Here is a 20,642-nt window from a genome sequence, read left to right as displayed (position 1 = left end):
TTATATCTTTGTCATATTGAATACAGCGCCTTATATAATAGATATGGTTATTCCAAGTTGTGATTTGCTTTCAAACTTATATCTTTGTCATATTGAATACAGCAGGAAGTAAAACAAACAATGGCTCGCGTTAGTTGTGATTTGCTTTCAAACTTATATCTTTGTCATATTGAATACAGCACAAATGGCGGACATTTCAACTCGCCGGCGGTTGTGATTTGCTTTCAAACTTATATCTTTGTCATATTGAATACAGCTCAAAGTGGGTAGTTATTACAGGTCGCAATGTTGTGATTTGCTTTCAAACTTATATCTTTGTCATATTGAATACAGCTGCTTTCGCTTCTGGGAATGCCTTCAATCGGTTGTGATTTGCTTTCAAACTTATATCTTTGTCATATTGAATACAGCATTTTGTATTAAATTTCGCTTGTTTCTTTTGTTGTGATTTGCTTTCAAACTTATATCTTTGTCATATTGAATACAGCCTCCGGGAAAGATTATATGAGCCGCATTTCGTTGTGATTTGCTTTCAAACTTATATCTTTGTCATATTGAATACAGCCGGATGCAGGCGTTAACACGATCTCTCTTGGTTGTGATTTGCTTTCAAACTTATATCTTTGTCATATTGAATACAGCACAACATCGACAAGCAACTATTATTCAATAACTTATAAGCAAATGCAGGAAATAAAAAACTACTGTATTCAAATAAAAAATCTCGCCATAAAGACGAGATTTTTTATTTTAGAAAAGTTCCAATTGTTGACCTGGAGCACTTACTCCATGAATCTTTTTCCCATAAAAAAGTTCAATATTAGCAAACTGTTTATCCGTTATACAAAGAAGACCAACCTGACCATACTCCGGAAGAAAAGACTTTACACGTTTTATATGAACCTCTGCATTTTCACTACTTGCACAATGACGTACATAAATTGAAAACTGAAACATAGTAAAGCCATCCTTCTGCAGATTCTTTCTGAAATCCGTATAAGCCTTCTTATTTTTCTTCGTATCAGTTGGCAGGTCAAAAAATACAAGTACCCACATAATGCGATATTCACTAAATCGATTCATACTATCTTTCCGGATATGAGATACGGCGCAATCCACCACTAAAACATTTATATAAAGACGCTGTTGTCTGCCCTACAGCAATCATCAAAGGGCTACGTTTGCCATTAATATTAACATCCAAAACAGGAATATTAAGCAACTTGGCTTTTATGTCTCTCGATAATTCTGTTATGTCTTCGCCATTTTTTATAATATCAACCACTAATTCATCTACATAAGGTCGATACGGTTCCATGATATCATCAGCCAAACAATATGCATTATAACGATTATGATGATGAATTCCTAAAGTAGGTAACATACCGCTGGAGACCAGTCCACGGGCAACCACTGCACGTAATATTGCATATCCATAATTCAATAAATTATTAGGAGGAATACCATCCCTTTCCCTTGTAAAATCTTTTATTCTGTAGAATAAATTCTTCCAATAATAGGCAGCTGCACGAGCTTCCAGATTATCAGGATCACCACTCTTTACATCGTTTGCCCATACACGCATATTTCTGACTTCTGCACCTGTACTATCAGATAAAACAGATGCTTGATTTTCTATCTTCATCTTTATAGTCTGTTGCCACAACTGCTTTTTCAATGGTAATGAAGCATCCAGTTGATCACGAAATCGCTCATTCTGAGTTGTATTTCCACATAAAGGTAACATTAACCCGACAGGCATACTTTTACTATCACAGGAAATAACAGCACAATTATTTTCCAAAAGAGCTTCCAAAGCACCGGATGTAATAGTTATCTGTTTATTATCCAATACAACAACACCAATATCTTCTATCGGACGACTGACTACCGCCTGCTTCTTAAAGCTCTCCGGCACAGTATCATTCTTCTCTACTTCTGGTAATTTAATCATTAACTGATTATTACAAGTAGATAAATACGCTGGATTTCCAAAATATAACGTACACTTAATCATAACAAAATGATTTAATAATACTCTTATTTACTTCTATGTATTATAATCCCGAGCCTGTTTACCTTCAGAGGTAAACAAATCTCTTTGATCATTTCACCAGTCCAGGAACGCTGTGCTTTATTATTACTACCCAACTCCAGTACAGGAACAATAGGATATGCAATATTACAAGGAATAAAATGCGCCTCCCCTTTTGTACAACTAACCATCTTATATATTCTTTTACTTTTCAGCTTATCGCCAATTCTATTATTCACAACCTCATCTTCAGTAGGTACATAAACTAAATCATTCGGAGAAAGCCAGAATAATAACTTATTTCCATTCTCATCAACTTCCGGAACAGAAAGCAAACCCTGTTTTTGACGCTCAATAACAACATTTAAGGGAATTGAATCATACGTTCGTTCACCATTCTCCGTTTGATAAACAGCAAAAAAGAGATTTGTACCTTTAGCTGCCTCTACATATTTTGTTGATTTATTTCCGATTATACCTACATTAAATTTACTTCCTTGTAACTCACAAACACGAACTTTATAGATAGGCTGATGTAACTTTCCTCCATTCAATGCCTTTAGATTCCGATTCAACTCATCAATACCTTCCAGTGAAAAGGCTAATTCTGCCTTTTCTTCAAAATTTCCCAGATGCCTCAATAAGATTTTTTGAATAGCAGTGTCTGTTACACTTTCTTCTATTTTCTTTTTATTGAAAGAACTATCCAAAGGCTTTCTTACAGCAATCAACCGATCTTTTGTATCATTGGTATAATAATAAACTGCTATCTTCGTAAAATCATATTTTTTCCAGTCGTTCGCATTTTCCTTAAAAAACTTATCTATTCTTTTCTTTTCATATTTCAATGCCATGAGTGATTTTACTTTATCTTTCAAAGACCTATCAACTATCATACTTGGCATATCCAATGCAACCGACAACTTTACATATTTTATCCTGCGCAGATTCACATTTCCAAATACAGTTTCTTTATGCATCGGTTTACGTATCGCCCAATTACTGCCTTTTACCTGTTTTACAAAGACCTTCTCTCCTGATGCATCATAATGTTGATAAAAATTGGTAGCTTTATTGATTACGCGTAAGTTCTGCTTAAAACTAACAATAATATTTTCCAAAGCCAATCGGGCATCTTGCGTAAATGTATCCCACGGCTTTTTTATCAGCCAAGTATAATTTCCTCTGTCATCTGTTCTCCGCTTTTCACAGAGATCATGCTGCAAATCATACCGGGAGAATTTAGAGCGTCTGCTAGCCGACTCATTATTCAAATAATTCACAATATTACGTGTCGCACAAGCAATAACAATAGCATCCATTGCATGATGACGATGATCAATACGTTTTTTGTTAAAACCCCTCTGTAACTCAAGAGGTATAGCAGGAAGATATTTTTGTACTCTCTCATTATATACTGTGAATTGTTCCGAGTTAGTCAATTGATTCAACCGTTCAAAACGAGGAAAAACAATATCATTCCACACATCATTAAGCCCCCAATCCTTTTTCAGTCGGTCAGTAACTCCCCCAGTACAGGTTATTACGTTTTTTGAGATGGCCTCCTGTTCATCTTTTTCACGAACAATATTGGATAATAATCCCTTGATTACTTTACTTATATAACGACTATCGTTCAACTGCCTTTCAATAAATGCTTCCGGAATATCCTCCATCAGTAGTTTTTTCATTTTAGACCGATTCCTCGCACTACTATAATTTTGTTTTATAAATTCTTCATAAGCAGATACTGAAAAAACCTCCACTGTCTTACCAAAACCCAATGAGACTTTCTGACCATGATGATTTTTTATGAACTCATATCCAAGCTGATTACTTTTCAATTTATTTACTTCTGATTCACAAATCACCTTATTACTAAAGGAGTCATCAAAATAACGGGATTGAGGAATGACATGTTCTATTTCATAAGCAGGGGTGAACAGTTTCCCCAAAGGAATAATCTCCCCAGTATAAGGAGAACGATACTTTTGTTCCAGCCATAATTTATATCTCATTATCTCTGATTTTCCAGGTCGTTTCTTTATATCTGATTCTCTGAATTTCTTAATCACATCCATCATATCGTCAGGCACTTCAACACTATTCAAGACATACTCTTCATAGATTCTGAATATTTCCTGTTGCATGGGAGAATAAGGACGTACGTTCTCTATTTCATATTCCGGATTAAGAAATTCCATCAACAGCTGCTTTACTCTTAAATTTGTATTTTCATTCTCAAGAGTTTGTTCAGTTAATTGTTTTCGTTTATCTGCCGGATTTTTCATTTCTCTACCTAGTTCAACATGGATTTCATCTATCTGTCCGGCCTCTTTCCAGATATCACGTACCGTTCTCAATGTTTCCAATATGACCTGCTCCACAATAGGATTACGCAAAGAATGTTGTTTAAAAGAATTTATATAGACATCCATATCATCGGCTGTCAGCCATTTAGTCATCTCCTGTGCTTCTGCATGACGATTATAAACTATATAGGAAGCTAGCCAAACGGGTAAGCCCTGAAAGTCTGCAATATCGAATAAGTGAATAGCTTTATCACGAACACGTTCAAGAATACTGTCATCAACCTCTCCTGTAATAATCTTCTCGATACGCATCCGTGTATGAGCATCTATATCATCTTTACTCCAGAACTGACCTCTTCTCATCAATGACAATAGTTTTTTTATTGCTTTTTCCGAGTAAGTCCCATACTCCTTTTTCAAAGGAGGAAATTTACGAAAAGCCTCAACAAACGCATCATCCAATTGATTTTTTTCTTTAAAATGAACCAAAGCTTTAACTATTTCATATTTATCCTCTACTGAATATAGAATATGCCACAAAGCCATTTCCTTTTCTTTTGTCAGAAAATCACTTGAAACATTAGCTTTATCCAGACGACTCAATATAGAAGCCCTCGTTTCATTACATGGATAAACTTTCTCTTCTACATAATTCCATCGATAAGGAAAAACTGTCTGTCCTTTTATTTTCTTCTGCTTAAAATAAGATTGTAGTAACACATCTTGTTTTATTTCTTTTCTGTCATTCAGCCACTCAAACAAAGCTACATAATCGTCTTCATCTTTCAGCCATTCACCAGTTATATCCACATCCACTTTCAATTTTCCGTCAACTTCTTTTTCTCGTTGATAGATACGAAGATTACTGATAAACTGCCATAGACGAAATTCTTGAAAGAAAGGATTCGATTTTGCTATACATTTAATTGGAGAAATTTTTTCTTCACCCGTTTTCTGATCTTTATATTTCCGATATTCAAAAGGACAATCACTTATCAGTGATTTTTTTGTTTTTAACGGACGCTGAAAGAAAATAATATCATTCAGAAACAGATGAGTAAAATCTTTTTTTGCAATATTTTCGCGATGAGAGTCATTATTGGGGTACAAATTTGTGATACACTTATTATAAAGATCAACATTTTGTAACTCCGGATGAAACTCTGTTTGTTTTTTAAGTATAGCTTCCAATTCAGCTTTATAGTATTTCCGCTCAACAGTACGTACTAATTTGCCTCGTATTTTTTGAGAAGGATGTTGCAAAAGAGTATCATAAATATAAGTTCCTACCGTTTTAGCCGATTGATCGATATCTGCTTCTGTTTTCTTTTTGATTAATGTCCAGTCATCCTCTTTAGGGGCACGAAAAGAACGTTTTACACAACCGTCTTTATCTACTTTAGGAGTACCGTCTTCTTCGATATCTGTTGTTACAATAAACTCCATCGTTTTACCTTTCCAGTCAAGAGGTACACTACTCGCCCTACGATAAATCCAACCATTTTCCAATATTATTTCATACCAGACATCCTTACCTTTTTTCTGATCCGTTGCTTTTACCGATTCAACTTTCAGCGCATGAAACTCCACCAGTTTATTACTATTTTCTTCCTCATCTTCTCCTCTTAACTGATAATATCCTCTTTTTTGATTGAAGTGTAATAATAACCACGCTAATTCCTCCTTATTTATTTTTTCCCGTAAAGCCTTTTTTCGAAGATAATAAATAGTCCAGTCATAAGGGACCTTGCGACCTTCACCAACTAGCAGAGGCTGACTATCTCTAAAGTCATTCAACATTTCTTCAAAAGATGAATTAAAAAGAAACTCATATTTTCCTGAAGCCATTTTCTTCCAGGGTAATTTCGGTTCTGTATCTGTAAGATATTTACCCGGATGATTGTCAAAATCAATTTCGTTCAAATAATGCTGAGGAAGAAAACCTAATACATTCAATACACGATGCAGACGTTCACGCCGCAACAAATGACGTTCACGTAAACGCCGAATTCCCCTAAATCGCGTTCGTTCAGAAGTCTGCGATTTTGAATTACCTTTATCAAAATCACCTAATATAGCTGCATCCATAGGGATAATTCTGCTCCCGGAGCGCTCTATTCCACTCAAAACAAGCCCTTTTTCATTCTCTGAAGCATTTAACAGTGCCCAACCTATACTATTGGTACCCAAATCCAGTCCTACTATTTTTCTCATGGCATTAACATTTGTGTATCCTCAAATATATTCTTTTATTTCGAATATTTCTTTTTTTATTAAAAATATTATATATATTTGCACTTACAAAGATAAATTTGAAAGCAAATCACAATAAGGATTATTCCGTTGTGAAAACATTCAGGGCGGGGAAACTCGCCCTTTTTTTATTCTGTCACTTTGTCAAAACGTCAACTGACATACTTTCTCCACAGCCTGTATCAACCGCATCATGCGCTTCTTTGAAAATATGCGCTTCTCGCAGAGATTAGCAATAGCACATTGTTTCTAATTTGAAGGATTTGCTATTATTTTTTTGTTACTCAGGCAAATTATTCAGATGATATTTTTCAGCAAGCCGGTAATTCGAAAAGCGACAAACATTACGTCATCTCAAAAACAGTCATATACCAACTTAATCCACACACAAGAACTGGCATTTTCGCCCTTCATCGCACCCGTTATTTGCTCTTTTTCCTACTAATTTCCATCTGTTAAAAAAATCATTTAGATGATTTTTCGAACTCTTCTCCAAAACAGTCGAAAAAGCCGCCTATCTTCTCCAAAAGCGATTAATTCTCCCATTCACCTGTTAGCAAAAAGGCGAAAATTGTAACATTTGGATAGTAAAAATAAAAAAAGCCACCCTGCAAATGCAGAGTGGCTTCCTATATTTAATCTGTAACTTGGATTAAAGTTTATTGTCAGAACCCAAAACGTTAAGAATTTTGTGTTTGTACAGTTTTTCCATGTTATCGCGAGCCGGGCCCAGATATTTACGAGGGTCAAATTCTGCCGGTTTCTCAGCGAAAGTCTTACGGATTGCAGCAGTCATAGCCAGACGAGAGTCTGAGTCGATGTTGATCTTGCAAACTGCAGACTTAGCAGCCTTACGTAATTCTTCTTCAGGAATACCGATAGCAGCTTTCAAAGCACCACCGAATTTGTTGATTGTTTCAACTTCTTCTTCAGGAACAGAAGAAGAACCGTGAAGAACGATAGGGAATCCCGGAAGTTTTTCCATTACAGCGTCCAATACTTCGAATGCCAATGGAGGAGGAACCATCTTGCCAGTCTTCGGATCGATATGGCACTGTTCCGGAGTAAATTTGTAAGCACCGTGAGAAGTACCGATTGAGATAGCCAAAGAATCGCAACCTGTGCGAGTAGCGAAATCAATTACTTCTTCAGGGTCAGTATATGTGTGATGATCAGAAGAAACTTCGTCTTCAACACCAGCCAATACACCCAGTTCACCTTCAACTGTTACATCGAACTGATGAGCGTATTCAACCACTTTCTTAGTCAAAGCAACGTTTTCTTCGTAAGGCAGGTGAGAACCGTCAATCATTACAGAAGAGAAACCTGAATCGATACAGCTCTTGCAAGTTTCAAATGTATCACCATGATCCAGGTGAAGAACGATCTGCGGATTTTCGCAACCTAATTCCTTTGCATATTCAACTGCACCCTGAGCCATGTAACGCAACAGAGTTGCATTAGCATACTGACGAGCACCCTTAGATACCTGCAGGATAACCGGAGATTTTGTTTCAACAGCAGCCTTGATGATAGCCTGCATCTGTTCCATGTTATTGAAGTTGAAAGCCGGAATTGCATATCCGCCTTTGATGGCTTTAGCAAACATTTCTCTAGTGTTTACCAAACCTAAGTCTTTGTAATTTACCATTGTTGTATATGTTATTACGTTAATGATTGAAAATCTTGTACAAAGATAAAAACTATCCAAATATATTATGCTATTAAGCATATAAAATAACACAAAAGTCAAGGTTTAGGAAAAAATAGTCGGAAATTCTTTGTTTGTTTAGAGCAAATCCATACCTTTGCAAGCCAATTTACCGGTTACCAAACTAATAAGAGTATAAATTAAATTAGATAAAGAAGCAATGAAAAAAGGAATCCATCCTGAAAACTATCGTCCTGTAGTATTCAAGGACATGTCAAACGATGATGTATTTATCACTCGTTCAACTATTAATGCAAAAGAAACTATCGAAATCGACGGTGTTGAATACCCACTGGTAAAGGTCGAAATCTCTAACACTTCACACCCGTTCTACACTGGTAAGTCTAAACTAGTGGATACTGCTGGACGTGTTGATAAGTTCATGAGCCGTTACGGTAACCGTAATAAGAAATAATCATTTCCTGCAAGGAATTGAAAAAAGGTTGCGATTTAGTTCGCAGCCTTTTTTTATGCCCTCCCATTTTAGGCATAAGAAAGGGGGAAAATCAAAAATATTCCTATATTTGTAGCTTGTTAAAAGCTATATTAATCGAATAAAATACCATGGCAAAAACAAAAGAAGAATTACTGAACATTCTCGACCAGTTCACACTGGCAGAAAAAGTAGTTTCCGCTGAACCTTTCGGAAACGGACACATTAACGATACGCTGAAAGTAACGAACGAAAAAGGTGAAATCAAATACGTATTACAACGTATCAACCATCTGATCTTTACAAATGTAGATATGTTACAGAACAATATCAAAACTGTAACGACACACATCCGTAAGAAACTGGAAGCCAAAGGCGAGAGCGATATCGACCGTAAAGTATTGACTTTCCTTCCGACAAAAGATGGCAAACCCTATTACTTCGACGGCGACAGTTACTGGCGTGTATGCCTGTTCATCCCGAACAGCAAAAGCTATGAAGAAGTGACTCCCGAACTGTCTTATGAAGCAGGAAAAGCTTTTGGTGATTTCCAATCCATGTTGTCAGACCTGCCGGAAGGATCGCTGGGCGAAACAATTCCTAATTTCCATAATATGGAATTCCGCCTGCAACAATTCCATGATGCTGTAAAAGCAAATGCCGCAGGACGTCTGGAAGAAGTAAAAGACCTGATCGAAGAAGTAGAAAAACGTGCGGAAGCCATGTGTATCCAGGAACGTTTATATCGCGAAGGAAAACTTCAGAAACGCACAAACCATTGCGATACAAAAGTGAACAACATGATGTTCGATGCCGACACAGACAAAGTGCTTTGTGTGATCGACCTCGACACCGTTATGCCGGGATTCGTTTTGTCGGATATCGGTGACTTTATCCGTACAGGAGCAAACACAGGTGCTGAAGACGATGAAAACCTGGACAACGTAAATGTGAACATGGATATCTTCAAAGCATATACCCGTGGTTACATGGAAACAGCCAAGGCATTCCTTTCTCCGCTGGAAATCAGTCTACTTCCTTATGGCGGTCGTTTATTGACTTATATGCAGACCGTACGCTTCCTGACAGACTATATCAACGGCGATACTTATTATAAGATCCATAGCCCGAAACATAACCTGATCCGTACAAAAGCTCAGTTCAAACTGCTGCAAAGCCTGGAAGAACATGCTGAAGAGATGGACAGCTTTATGAAAGAATGGCTGTAAACAGGTGATAGTGGACAGATGACAGTGGACTGTTAATAGATATTTCAATCATACTATTCAACTATTAACTGTCATCTGTGTTACTTGTCAACTCAATAAGTGAAAATAGAGAAGCAACGGCAAATAATCTTTCAAATCCTTTTTCAGAATTTCAATTGCCTTTGCTTTATAACGTTCCACCGTACGTAAAGGTATATTCAGTTTTTCGGCAATCTCCGTATTGCTATTGTTCTCCAACCGACTCATTTCAAAAATAAGACGATACGTCTCCGGTAGTTTTGCCAGTGCTTCATCCAAAAGCTTCTGAAGTTCGGTCAGCAAATAAAAGTCATCATAATCGGACTGATCTGCATTCTTTGCCAGATAGGCATCGATATAATTTTGTTTGTATCCTTCCCGCTTTAGGTAATTGAGGCTTTGATTCCTGACACTGACAACCAGATAATTCCTGGCAGACGATTCCACTCTTATTTTTTTCCTGCTTTCCCACAAAGTTACAAATACATCCTGAACCAGATCTTCGGCAACAGCCCGCTCTTCGACATAACGTTTGGCAAAGAGACATAATGCCGGATAAAAAAGATCGAAAAGTATTCGATAAGCCTCTTTATCATCGTTTATGGCAATCTTCCATAACAATTCATCAGGATTCTGTATTTGAGTAGTCATTTCCATACAGATACAAATGTATTGAAAATTTTCTGAAAAAAAATTATGAAATAACTGGCGGTCTTTTTACGGTCAGTTATCCTATATATAAAGGAGCATATTTTTCATCTATCAAAGATAACATAATCGACAATGAAAGAAAAAGATTTTTTTGATTTGGAAAAGGAGACATTATTAATAAAATATACGCAGAAGCAAACCACCCCGGAAGAAACCCGGCAGGTAGAATCCTGGCTGAAAGAATCGGATGACTGTCAAAAGGAATCAGACGTTCTCCGCCAGGCCCTGGAGTTGAAAACGAAGATAAATGAGCATAATTCGTTCAACTCGCAGGAGGCATTTGCCGAAGTGAACAGAGAGTTGGAAAAGAGAAACAAAAGAAGGACCCTGGTAAATTATTTATCGCGTGTCGCTGCGATTATTAGTATACCTCTCCTACTCTCCACACTGACTTTCGGATATCTGTTCCTTGAACGGCAAGCACCGGCGATCGAAAGTTCCGTACAATTCATGGAGGTTCTTTCTGCCCCGGGTATGGTCACACGGCTGGAACTGCCGGATCACTCGAAAGTCTGCCTGAATGCAGGAAGTACACTACGTTACCCAACCGTTTTCACAGGAAACACCAGAGAAGTGGAGTTGACAGGAGAAGGTTATTTCGAAGTACAATCGGATAAAGAACACCCTTTCTTCGTCACTACCAAATCCGGTCTGAAAGTGATGGCACACGGTACGCAATTCAATGTAAACACATACGATGAACGTGAAGAAGTAGAAGCAATCCTGGTAGAAGGACTGGTGGATATCCATTCTTACGATAAGTTCATTGCCGGCCTGAAACCGGGAGAAAGATTGTCTTACAACAAACGAACGAATAAATATGAGATCCGGAAAGTCAACATCTATGAGAATACAGCCTGGAAAGACGGCAAAATTGTTTTCAGGAATGCCTCACTCGACGACGTATTCCGGGTACTCGGCCATCGTTTCAATGTAGAGATAGTGCTCCACAATCAGAAAAAGGATAAGGAATATAATTGTTGGGCCACATTTACCGACGAAACGATCTATCAGATATTCAGTTATCTGGAACAAGCCACACCGATCAGGTGGAAAGTAAATGCGATGAAACAAAACAGCGATGCCACATTTGCTAAACAGCGAATCGACGTTTGGTTAAAATAAAACAGTATGAATTGTTAAACTTAAATGATTAAAGCCTATGGAGAGAGATTGAAAATACAGACATAAGAAAAACAAGAGCGAGGTGCAACTCACTCTTGTTCGCGAAAATCACATCTTTGGCACAAGATCCAAAGACATAATTAATCACTAAATCAGCAACAAAGTTATGAAAATCCAGAAATTATTCGGGGATATAGGATCCCTATATTTCTTTAAAATTTGTCGAAAAATGAGAATAGGTATATTTTTATTGTTAATCACGATCCTGCAGATAAGAGCTGAAGAATCCTATTCACAATCCGTGTCGTTATCGCTCGCTTTTTCTAATGCGACGGTCGAACAGGTATTGGAACAAATCGAAAAGGAGACCGAGTTTACCTTCCTGTTTACCGACAATACACTCGATATCAGTAAACCGGTGAACATACAGGTTAAAAATCAGGAGATAGGCAAAGTACTGAACCAACTATTCAAAAACACGGATGTACAATACAGCATTGTAGACCGTCAAATCATTTTGTCTAAAAAAGGAACTCCGTTTACCACCCAGCAAAGTAAACGGGTACAGGGAACGGTCAGAGATGAAGCCGGCATTCCCGTTATCGGTGCCAACGTTTCCGTTAAAGGAACAACGATCGGTACTATTACGGATATGGACGGGCACTTCAGCCTGGACGTTCCTGAGAACTCCATCCTGTTGATATCATATATCGGATATCTATCCCGGGAAATCAAGGCCGAAGCCGGTAAAGCACTTACCATCACTCTTTCAGAAGATACACAAAGCCTGGACGAAGTCGTGGTAGTAGGTTTCGGTACACAGAAGAAAGTAAACCTGACAGGTTCCGTCGGGATTGCCAATGCAAAAGACCTGGAAGCCCGTCCGGTAACCACCGCCACACAAGCCTTACAGGGTTTGGTCCCGGGTTTGCAGATCACACAACGTTCCGGTGACCTGAGCCAGACAGCCGATATAAACATCCGTGGTATCGCCACGATCGGACAAGGTTCAAGCGGCAGTCCGCTGATCCTGATCGACGGGATGGAAGGAGATATCAATGCACTGAACCCGCAGGATATAGAAAATATCTCCGTATTGAAAGATGCGGCAGCTTCCTCCATCTATGGTTCGCGTGCACCTTTCGGCGTAATACTGATCACCACGAAAACCGGTGTCAGCGGCAAACCCGTCATCAACTATAACAACAGTTTCCGCTGGAACGATCCCGTTCTGTTACAGGACCAGGTAGACTCCTATAAATTCGCTTTATACTTCAACGAAGCGAGAGCGAATGCCGGACAAACACCTTATTTTGATGCAACATGGTTACAACGGATCAAAGACAACCGCGATGGACATCCGTCCACTCCGACCATGATCGAAAACCCCAGCAATCCGGGTTACTGGATGGACCCTTACAGTTCGGGTAGCGCCAACCAGGATTGGTATAACACGATTTTCGGGCATTGGGCTTTTTCACAGGAACACAATTTCAGCCTGAACGGAGGAAACGACAAAGTGACTTATTATCTATCCTTGAACTACCTCGATCAGAACGGTTTATTAAAGATTTCCGATGATAATTTCGGTCGCTATACCGCTACCGGAAAGATCAACGTCAAGATGACGGACTGGGCACAACTGAATTACAGCAGCCGTTTCATCCGCGAAGATATATCCAAACCGACGACACTGGACGGTGTTTACGAAGGCTTAACCCGCCAGGCATGGCCATTTATGCCAGCTTACGACCCGAACGGTTACCTTTACAGTGCTCCTACCCCGGCACTCGACCTGGTGGAGGGTGGCAGGATCAAGAAACAGGCTGACTATCTGTATCAGCAGGCACAGTTAGTACTGGAACCGATCAAAGACTGGAAAACATTCGTCGACGTAAACTATCGTATCTACAACTCGACACAACATACCGATCGCCAGATCACTTATAACCATAACGTTTCCGGCGACCCGTATGTTTATAATTCAACCAGTTATGTATCCGAAGATATGTCGAAAGAAAACTACCTGAACTTCAATGCTTATACAGAATACAGCAAGCAACTGGAATCGGGCCATAACTTCAAAGGCATGTTCGGCTTCCAATCTGAGTTATCGAAGAAAAAATATACCTACCTGCAACGCAACGGCATCATTGTGCCGGGACTGCCGGAAACAGATATTACTTCCGGTGTCGATATCAATGGTAACCCGATCACACCGATAGTAAAAGGCTCTTCCGACCATTGGGCTACTGCTGGTTTCTTCGGACGTATCAACTATGATTACGAGGGTAAATACCTAGCAGAAGTCAACCTGCGTTATGACGGGACATCACGCTTCCGTTCATCGGAACGATGGAACCTGTTCCCCTCCTTCTCACTGGGGTGGAACCTCGCACGTGAAAGTTTCTGGGAACCGATCGCCGATCATGTAGGCACATTCAAACTCAGAGGTTCTTACGGAGAATTAGGAAATCAGAATACGACAAGCCTGTATCCAACGTATGCACAGATGCAGTTCCAGGCCTCGAACGGAAAATGGATGATCAACGGTACGCAACCCAATATCGCCATCACACCGGAATTGATCGCCTCCTCCCTGACGTGGGAAAGGGTAAAAACATGGAATATAGGTCTCGACTTCGGTGCATTGAACAACCGATTGACCGGATCGTTCGACTACTTCGTCAGAAACACACTCGATATGATCGGCCCGGCTCCGGAACTACCGATCACGTTAGGAACAAACGTACCGCGTACCAATAACACCGACTTGAAAACCTATGGCTGGGAACTCTCTGTCGGCTGGAACGACCGCCTGCAAAATGGACTGGGTTACGGCGTACGGCTCATGCTGTCCGACTCACAGACTGAGATCACCCGCTATCCGAACAAAACCGGTGTCATTGCAAGCGATACGTACCGGAAAGGAATGAAAGTCGGAGAAATATGGGGTTATACCACAGTCGGTATCGCCAGGACACAGGCCGAAATGGACCAGCATCTAGCCAGCCTGCCTAACGGCGGACAAAGTGCCCTGGGTTCGCTCTGGGCCGCCGGTGATATCATGTACGCCGATACGAACGGCGACGGAAAGGTAGATGCCGGTGCCAACACGATCAGCGACCACGGCGACCTTTCCATCATTGGAAACTCGACACCGCGCTACCATTTCGGTATTGACCTGACAGCCGATTGGAAAGGTATCGACTTCCGCGCCTTCTTCCAGGGTGTGATGAAACGCGATTACTACCAGAACAGTTCTACGTTCTGGGGAAGCCACGGCGGCATCTGGTGGTCGACCTGCTATGCACCTCATCTGGATTATTTCCGTGACGAGAATTCAGTTATGGTACAGGCTGGTGAAGCCGGCGTGAACCTGGATGCTTATTTCCCGCGCCCCAGTTTCCGTACGAACATGAACCATAACATACAGACCCGTTACCTGCAAAACGCAGCTTATATCCGTCTGAAGAACGTACAGTTAGGCTATACATTGCCTTCGTCTCTCACCAACAAATTCTATGTATCCAAACTGAGAGTATTCGTCTCCGGCGAAAACCTCTGGACAGGAACCGGCTTATTCAAAACCCTCGACCCGGAAACAATCGATGCCGGTTACGGTGGTAGCGGATATCCTTTGTCCAAGACTTTATCGTTTGGTTTAAGTGTAACCTTATAAAACAGAATCATTATGAACCGTATAAATAATATATGCAAACAGACAGCAGGCATTATCCTGGCCGGACTCTTATTCTCGTGTAACGATTATCTGGACAGAGAGCCGCTCTCACAAATCACACCCGAATATTACCTGACGGAAGAAAGTCAGTTGGCTTCCTATATAAATAACGTGTATCCGGATATCCTGCCTTCACACAATACAGACATCAACTGGTACGGCACATTCGGATGGGATGTCGGGACAGACAATATGATCGCCAAAGGTGATTATAAAGACTATGTTCCCGGCGAGTTGAAAACAGCACAGACCGGTGGCGATTGGGAGTTCACCAAGATATACAAATGCAATTATTTCCTCGGTAGGGTTGTGGATAAATGGAAAACCGGAGAAATCAGCGGAAACGAAGAGAATGTGAAACATTATATCGGTGAAGTCTATTTCCTCCGGGCTTATGAATATTTCAATAAGCTACAAGCTTTCGGCGATTTCCCGATCCTTTATCGTCCGGTCATCGACGAACAGGAAGCGTTGACCGAAGCCAGTAAACGGGCACCACGCAACGAGGTGGCACGTTTCATCCTGGCTGACCTCGATTCGGCGATCGTTATGCTGAAAGACGCTTCGCCCGACGGCAAAAAGAACCGCCTCTCCCGTAACTGCGCCTATCTGTTCAAATCGAGAGTTGCATTGTTCGAGGGCACCTGGCTGAAGTATTTCCGCAATACCCCATTCGTGCCCGACGGTAGCGGATGGCCCGGAAAAAGCAAAGATTATAATGCTAACTTCCAGTATCCTTCAGGGAGTATCGACAATGAGATCGACTATTTCCTCGGCCAGGCGATGGATGCGGCGAAAGTCGTAGCCGATGCCGTTTCGTTGACAGAAAACAATGGTATCCTACAACAAAATACGGAAGATGCCTCGAATCCATATTATAATATGTATGCCGATGAAAATATGGCTGGTTACGACGAAGTTCTTATGTGGCGTCAGTATGATAAAGGATTAACATTGACACACGGTGTCGTTCAATTCGCACAAAAAGGAAATGCAGGCCAGGGTATCACACGCGGTATGGTCAATACTTTCCTGATGGCTAACGGATTACCGATCTATGCTGCCGGTTCGGGTTACGCTGGCGACGATTATGTCTCCGATGTACGTAAAGAACGCGACGGCCGCCTATGGCTCTTCCTCAAAGAACCGGGACAGACCAACGTGCTCTATCCTTCTTCCGACGGAACACATGCCACCCCGGTTGAACCGGTTCCCGACATCACTATCGGTAACGCCGACGTGTATTATTCCACAGGATATGCCATCCGTAAAGGCGGCAACTTCGATGCCAAGCATTGCGCCAACTTCGGTTCGTATATCGGTAGCATCACCTTCCGCGCAGCCGAGGCTTACCTGAATTATATCGAAGCCTCTTACGAAAGAACCGGGGCGATCGACGGAACTGCCGCTTCCTACTGGCGTGCCATCCGCACCCGGGGCCATCTCGATACGGATTACAACAATAGTATCGCAGCTACCAATATGAGTGAAGAGGGTAAATATAACTGGGGAGCCTATTCTGCCGGTCAGCTGATCAGTCCGACGCTTTACAACATCCGCCGCGAGCGTAACTGCGAACTGATGGCCGAAGGTTTCCGTCATATGGACCTGAAACGCTGGCGTGCTATGGATCAACTGATCGCCAGCCCTTATCATATCGAAGGTTTCAAGCTTTGGGGACCGATGAAAGACTGGTATAAAGATAGCGAGGGAAACAGCATCCTGATCTATGGTGCAAACGATTCCAGATCGAACGTCTCCGCACCGGAACTGAGTCAGTACCTGCGTCCGCAGGAAGTGGCAGGTAATTCACTGATCATGCAACAGGGAGGTTTCAAGTGGGCGATGGCTCATTACCTTTCACCGATCGCCATACAGAATTTCCTGAATACCTCTGCAGACGGTAGTGATGTGGCTACCTCCCCGATCTATCAGAACCCGGGATGGCCAACCACACCAAACCTCGGAGCTGAAAATCTGTAATAGGGATCATTTTAAAGAGCAGACATCGTATTTAGGGTGATACGATGTCTGCCCCCTATCATCGACGGACATCGTCGACGACCACTGACGGGTATCGTCGATGGTAACCGATGACCACCGTCGACGAGAGAAGACGGTCAGTTCTTGCCCCAATCATAACATTGTCCATCTTTTAGATGGTTTTATCTATTTAATCTTCATACAGAATCCTGTTAATTTGCAGAATATGCACATTATATCTCATTTATAATTCAATACTCATGAAAAAGTACTTGTTGATCTTACTTTCCTTTTTAGCTCTGACAGCCTGCCGTCAGGCAGATAATAAACAATCACTGCAAGGTGAATGGCGTTTTGCCCTCGACCGGAACGACCGGGGATTGGCAGAACAATGGTACACCCGGTCATTGACCGACACGATCCATCTACCCGGTTCGCTTCAGGAACAAGGATACGGCGATGAGGTCGGGATTGAAACGCCCTGGACCGGACAGATCGTCGACAAGTCATGGTATGACTCCCCTTTATATGAGAAATTCCGCCAGCCGGAAAATATCAAAGTGCCTTTCTGGCTGAATCCGGACAGACATTATGTAGGAGTCGCCTGGTATCAGAAAGAGATCGACATTCCTGCCTCCTGGAACGGTAGTCCGGTACAACTCGAACTGGAACGTACGCATTGGGAAACAACACTCTTCCTCGACGGTGTCGAAATGGGGAAACACGAATCATTGTCCACTCCCTATCGTCATACGTTTAAAGAGTTGACACCCGGTCAACATACGCTCACCCTTCGCGTAGACAACCGGGTCAATATTGAAGTCGGCGTAAATGCACACAGCGTTTCCGACCATACACAATCGAACTGGAACGGTGTGATCGGGACGATCAGCCTGACAGCCAAACCGTCCCTTTATATAGACGACATACAGATATATCCGAACATCGCCGATAAGACGATTAAAGTTGCCATATCGTTGGACGGCACGGCTACAACGAACGATGCCACCCTCCTTCTTCAAGTAGAGAAAAAAGACGGCGGTGTGGTTGGCAAACCTCATAAAGTCACCATCAACCCCGAAGCCGGAATGACGCAGGAAGTCACTCTATCTATGGGAAAGGATGCCCTGCTCTGGTCGGAACACAGTCCGAATCTTTACACACTATGTGCTGTCGTAGAGAGTGACGGAAAGAAAGAGGAGCAATACCGTACTTTCGGTCTCCGCGAGTTCAAGGCAAACGGTACACGTTTCGAAGTAAACGGCCACCCGGTATTCCTCCGGGGAACCCTGGAATGCTGTATATTCCCACTGACCGGATATCCCGCTATGGATCGCGCTTACTGGACAAAAATATATAACCAGTGTAAAGCATACGGTCTGAACCATGTCCGTTTCCACTCCTGGTGTCCTCCCGAAGCGGCCTTCGCCGTTGCCGACAGTATGGGATTCTATCTGCAGGTCGAATGTGCAGGTTGGGCAACCGTAGGCGACGGCGGTTACTCCGACCAGTGGTTCCGCGAAGAAAGCGACCGCATCCTGAAAGAATACGGCAACCATCCTTCTTTCTGCTTGATGGCCTACGGGAACGAACCGGGTGGAGCAAACCAGGTAAAATATCTTTCCGAACTGATCGACCACTGGAAATCTAAAGATCTACGCCGTGCCTACACAAGTTCCGGAGGATGGCCTTACGTAGAAAATGCTGACTACTGGAATGTCCCCGATCCGCGTATACAAGGATGGGGAGAAGGATTGCGCAGCATCATCAATGCACAACCACCCCGTACCGATTACGATTTCGCCCATATTATCCGGGAAAATATGCCGACAGTCAGCCATGAGATCGGACAGTGGTGTGTATATCCGAACTTAAAAGAAATAGATAAATACACTGGTGTCCTGAAAGCTAAAAACTTCGAGATATTCCGCGAAACATTGAAAGATCATCATATGGACGACCTTGCCGATGCATTCTTATATGCTTCCGGCCGGTTACAAACGCTTTGTTACAAAGCCGATATAGAAGCTGCGTTACGTACTCCGGGCTTTGCCGGTTTCCAGCTGCTCGACCTGCATGATTTCCCGGGACAGGGAACAGCGCTTGTCGGCGTTCTCGATCCGTTCTGGGATGAAAAAGGATATGTAACAGGCGAGGAATACAGTACATTCTGTAATAACACAGTTCCGCTTATCCGCTTTCCGAAAATGGTCTGGTTGAACAATGAGACATTGAACGTCCCGATCGAAATAGCCCATTTCGGAGAAAAGCCTTTACAGGCCGCCCATATCAACTGGCAGATCAGCGACCGTGCCGGCAATGAACTGGCACAAGGAAGTTTCACGAAAGACCTTCCGTTAACCAACTGTATCCCGGCTGGCGAAATCGAATATGCCCTCTCCGGTATCGGTGAACCGTCGCAACTGATCGTCAGCGTCGAAGTGAAAGAGACAAACAGTAAGAACCAATGGAATATCTGGGTATATCCTGCCAAACAGGAAGCCGTAGAGCAACAGCCCTACATTACCTCTACACTCGACAACCAGACAATGGCACGCCTCGACAAAGGCGAAAATGTGCTGCTCCTGTTAGCTCCCGGAAGCATCCTGCCGGAAAAAGGCGGAGATATCCGTGTCGGTTTCTCTTCCATCTTCTGGAATACGGCCTGGACAAACAAACAACCTCCCCACACATTGGGAATCCTCTGCGACCCGGCACATCCGGCACTGGCAGCCTTCCCGACCGAAGGATACAGCGATTATCAATGGTGGGACCTGGTAAGCAATTGCAATGCAATGGTACTAGATGACTTCCCGGCAGACTATCGTCCGGTAGTACAACTGGTAGACGACTGGTTCACGAACCGGAAACTGGGAATCCTGCTGGAAGGCAAAGTAGGCAACGGCAAACTGATGGTATGCAGTGCAGACCTTCAAAAAGACCTGGATAAACGTCCGGCAGCACGCCAGCTCCGACAGAGTATCCTGCAATATATGGCATCCGACCGTTTCAATCCGTCTGCTTCGCTCGACCCGGCATTGGTGAAGGCTTTATATCAAAAATAAAGATTTCAGTGATCAATATTAAAGC

Annotated in this window: 11 protein-coding genes and 1 CRISPR repeat array (1 of these 12 only partly in view); of the genes, 6 read left to right on the top strand and 5 right to left on the bottom strand. The window is 42.0% G+C overall.

From position 1 onward, the window contains the following. A CRISPR array of direct repeats spans positions 1-642; the repeat unit is 47 nt; unit sequence GTTGTGATTTGCTTTCAAACTTATATCTTTGTCATATTGAATACAGC (it extends 712 nt beyond the left edge of the window). Between the two features lie 108 nt (positions 643-750). The 4 genes from cas2 to BQ7394_RS05445 form a co-directional block, all read right to left on the bottom strand. Further along, positions 751-1,083: a CRISPR-associated endonuclease Cas2 gene (cas2, locus tag BQ7394_RS05460; RefSeq protein ID WP_075556442.1), complete on the bottom strand. Its 333-nt coding sequence runs from the start codon at positions 1,081-1,083 to the stop codon at positions 751-753. Position 1,084: 1 nt separating this feature from the next. Continuing rightward, positions 1,085-2,017, bottom strand: a complete 933-nt coding sequence (cas1, locus tag BQ7394_RS05455; RefSeq protein ID WP_075556441.1) for a type II CRISPR-associated endonuclease Cas1 — start codon at positions 2,015-2,017, stop codon at positions 1,085-1,087. Positions 2,018-2,040: 23 nt separating this feature from the next. Next, positions 2,041-6,561, bottom strand: coding sequence for a type II CRISPR RNA-guided endonuclease Cas9 (cas9, locus tag BQ7394_RS05450; protein WP_075556440.1), 4,521 nt, complete (start codon positions 6,559-6,561; stop codon positions 2,041-2,043). A gap of 691 nt (positions 6,562-7,252) precedes the next feature. Continuing rightward, entirely contained in the window at positions 7,253-8,251 is a 999-nt protein-coding gene (locus BQ7394_RS05445) for a class II fructose-bisphosphate aldolase (RefSeq protein ID WP_075556439.1), read from the bottom strand. A 220-nt stretch (positions 8,252-8,471) separates the two neighbouring features. Here BQ7394_RS05445 and BQ7394_RS05440 point away from each other — a divergent pair, with 220 nt between their 5' ends. Then, positions 8,472-8,726 (top strand): type B 50S ribosomal protein L31, encoded by a 255-nt coding sequence (locus BQ7394_RS05440; protein ID WP_028726229.1) that lies wholly within the window; start codon positions 8,472-8,474, stop codon positions 8,724-8,726. Between the two features lie 149 nt (positions 8,727-8,875). Beyond that, positions 8,876-9,973 (top strand): phosphotransferase enzyme family protein, encoded by a 1,098-nt coding sequence (locus BQ7394_RS05435; protein ID WP_075556438.1) that lies wholly within the window; start codon positions 8,876-8,878, stop codon positions 9,971-9,973. A gap of 87 nt (positions 9,974-10,060) precedes the next feature. Here BQ7394_RS05435 and BQ7394_RS05430 read toward each other — a convergent pair whose 3' ends face one another. Next, positions 10,061-10,648 carry an RNA polymerase sigma-70 factor gene (locus BQ7394_RS05430; RefSeq protein ID WP_075556437.1) on the bottom strand — a complete coding sequence of 196 codons (588 nt, stop codon included), beginning with the start codon at positions 10,646-10,648 and terminating at the stop codon, positions 10,061-10,063. Between the two features lie 126 nt (positions 10,649-10,774). On the opposite strand from BQ7394_RS05430, the gene BQ7394_RS05425 reads away from it, so the two are divergent. The 4 genes from BQ7394_RS05425 (at position 10,775) to BQ7394_RS05410 (ending at position 20,617) form a co-directional block, all read left to right on the top strand. Beyond that, entirely contained in the window at positions 10,775-11,827 is a 1,053-nt protein-coding gene (locus tag BQ7394_RS05425; protein ID WP_075556436.1) for a FecR family protein, read from the top strand. A 229-nt stretch (positions 11,828-12,056) separates the two neighbouring features. Beyond that, a complete protein-coding gene (locus BQ7394_RS05420; protein ID WP_087880592.1) occupies positions 12,057-15,509 on the top strand; it encodes a TonB-dependent receptor in 3,453 nt (1,150 codons plus the stop codon). A gap of 12 nt (positions 15,510-15,521) precedes the next feature. Next, positions 15,522-17,552, top strand: coding sequence for a RagB/SusD family nutrient uptake outer membrane protein (locus BQ7394_RS05415; RefSeq protein WP_075556434.1), 2,031 nt, complete (start codon positions 15,522-15,524; stop codon positions 17,550-17,552). 260 nt (positions 17,553-17,812) lie between these two features. Further along, a complete protein-coding gene (locus tag BQ7394_RS05410; protein WP_075556433.1) occupies positions 17,813-20,617 on the top strand; it encodes a sugar-binding domain-containing protein in 2,805 nt (934 codons plus the stop codon). Positions 20,618-20,642 lie beyond the last annotated feature (25 nt).

Source organism: Parabacteroides timonensis (assembly GCF_900128505.1).
GTDB classification, from domain to species: Bacteria; Bacteroidota; Bacteroidia; order Bacteroidales; family Tannerellaceae; genus Parabacteroides; species Parabacteroides timonensis.
Note: the sequence above shows the minus strand (reverse complement) of the source record. Positions and strands in the feature narration are given on the sequence as shown.

Bases quoted from the DNA above. Each gene is read 5' to 3' on its own strand.
- cas2 (WP_075556442.1), bottom strand. From the start codon at position 1,083: ATGAATCGATTTAGTGAATATCGCATTATGTGGGTACTTGTATTTTTT.
- cas1 (WP_075556441.1), bottom strand. From the start codon at position 2,017: ATGATTAAGTGTACGTTATATTTTGGAAATCCAGCGTATTTATCTACT.
- cas9 (WP_075556440.1), bottom strand. From the start codon at position 6,561: ATGAGAAAAATAGTAGGACTGGATTTGGGTACCAATAGTATAGGTTGG.
- BQ7394_RS05445 (WP_075556439.1), bottom strand. From the start codon at position 8,251: ATGGTAAATTACAAAGACTTAGGTTTGGTAAACACTAGAGAAATGTTT.
- BQ7394_RS05440 (WP_028726229.1), top strand. From the start codon at position 8,472: ATGAAAAAAGGAATCCATCCTGAAAACTATCGTCCTGTAGTATTCAAG.
- BQ7394_RS05435 (WP_075556438.1), top strand. From the start codon at position 8,876: ATGGCAAAAACAAAAGAAGAATTACTGAACATTCTCGACCAGTTCACA.
- BQ7394_RS05430 (WP_075556437.1), bottom strand. From the start codon at position 10,648: ATGGAAATGACTACTCAAATACAGAATCCTGATGAATTGTTATGGAAG.
- BQ7394_RS05425 (WP_075556436.1), top strand. From the start codon at position 10,775: ATGAAAGAAAAAGATTTTTTTGATTTGGAAAAGGAGACATTATTAATA.
- BQ7394_RS05420 (WP_087880592.1), top strand. From the start codon at position 12,057: ATGAGAATAGGTATATTTTTATTGTTAATCACGATCCTGCAGATAAGA.
- BQ7394_RS05415 (WP_075556434.1), top strand. From the start codon at position 15,522: ATGAACCGTATAAATAATATATGCAAACAGACAGCAGGCATTATCCTG.
- BQ7394_RS05410 (WP_075556433.1), top strand. From the start codon at position 17,813: ATGAAAAAGTACTTGTTGATCTTACTTTCCTTTTTAGCTCTGACAGCC.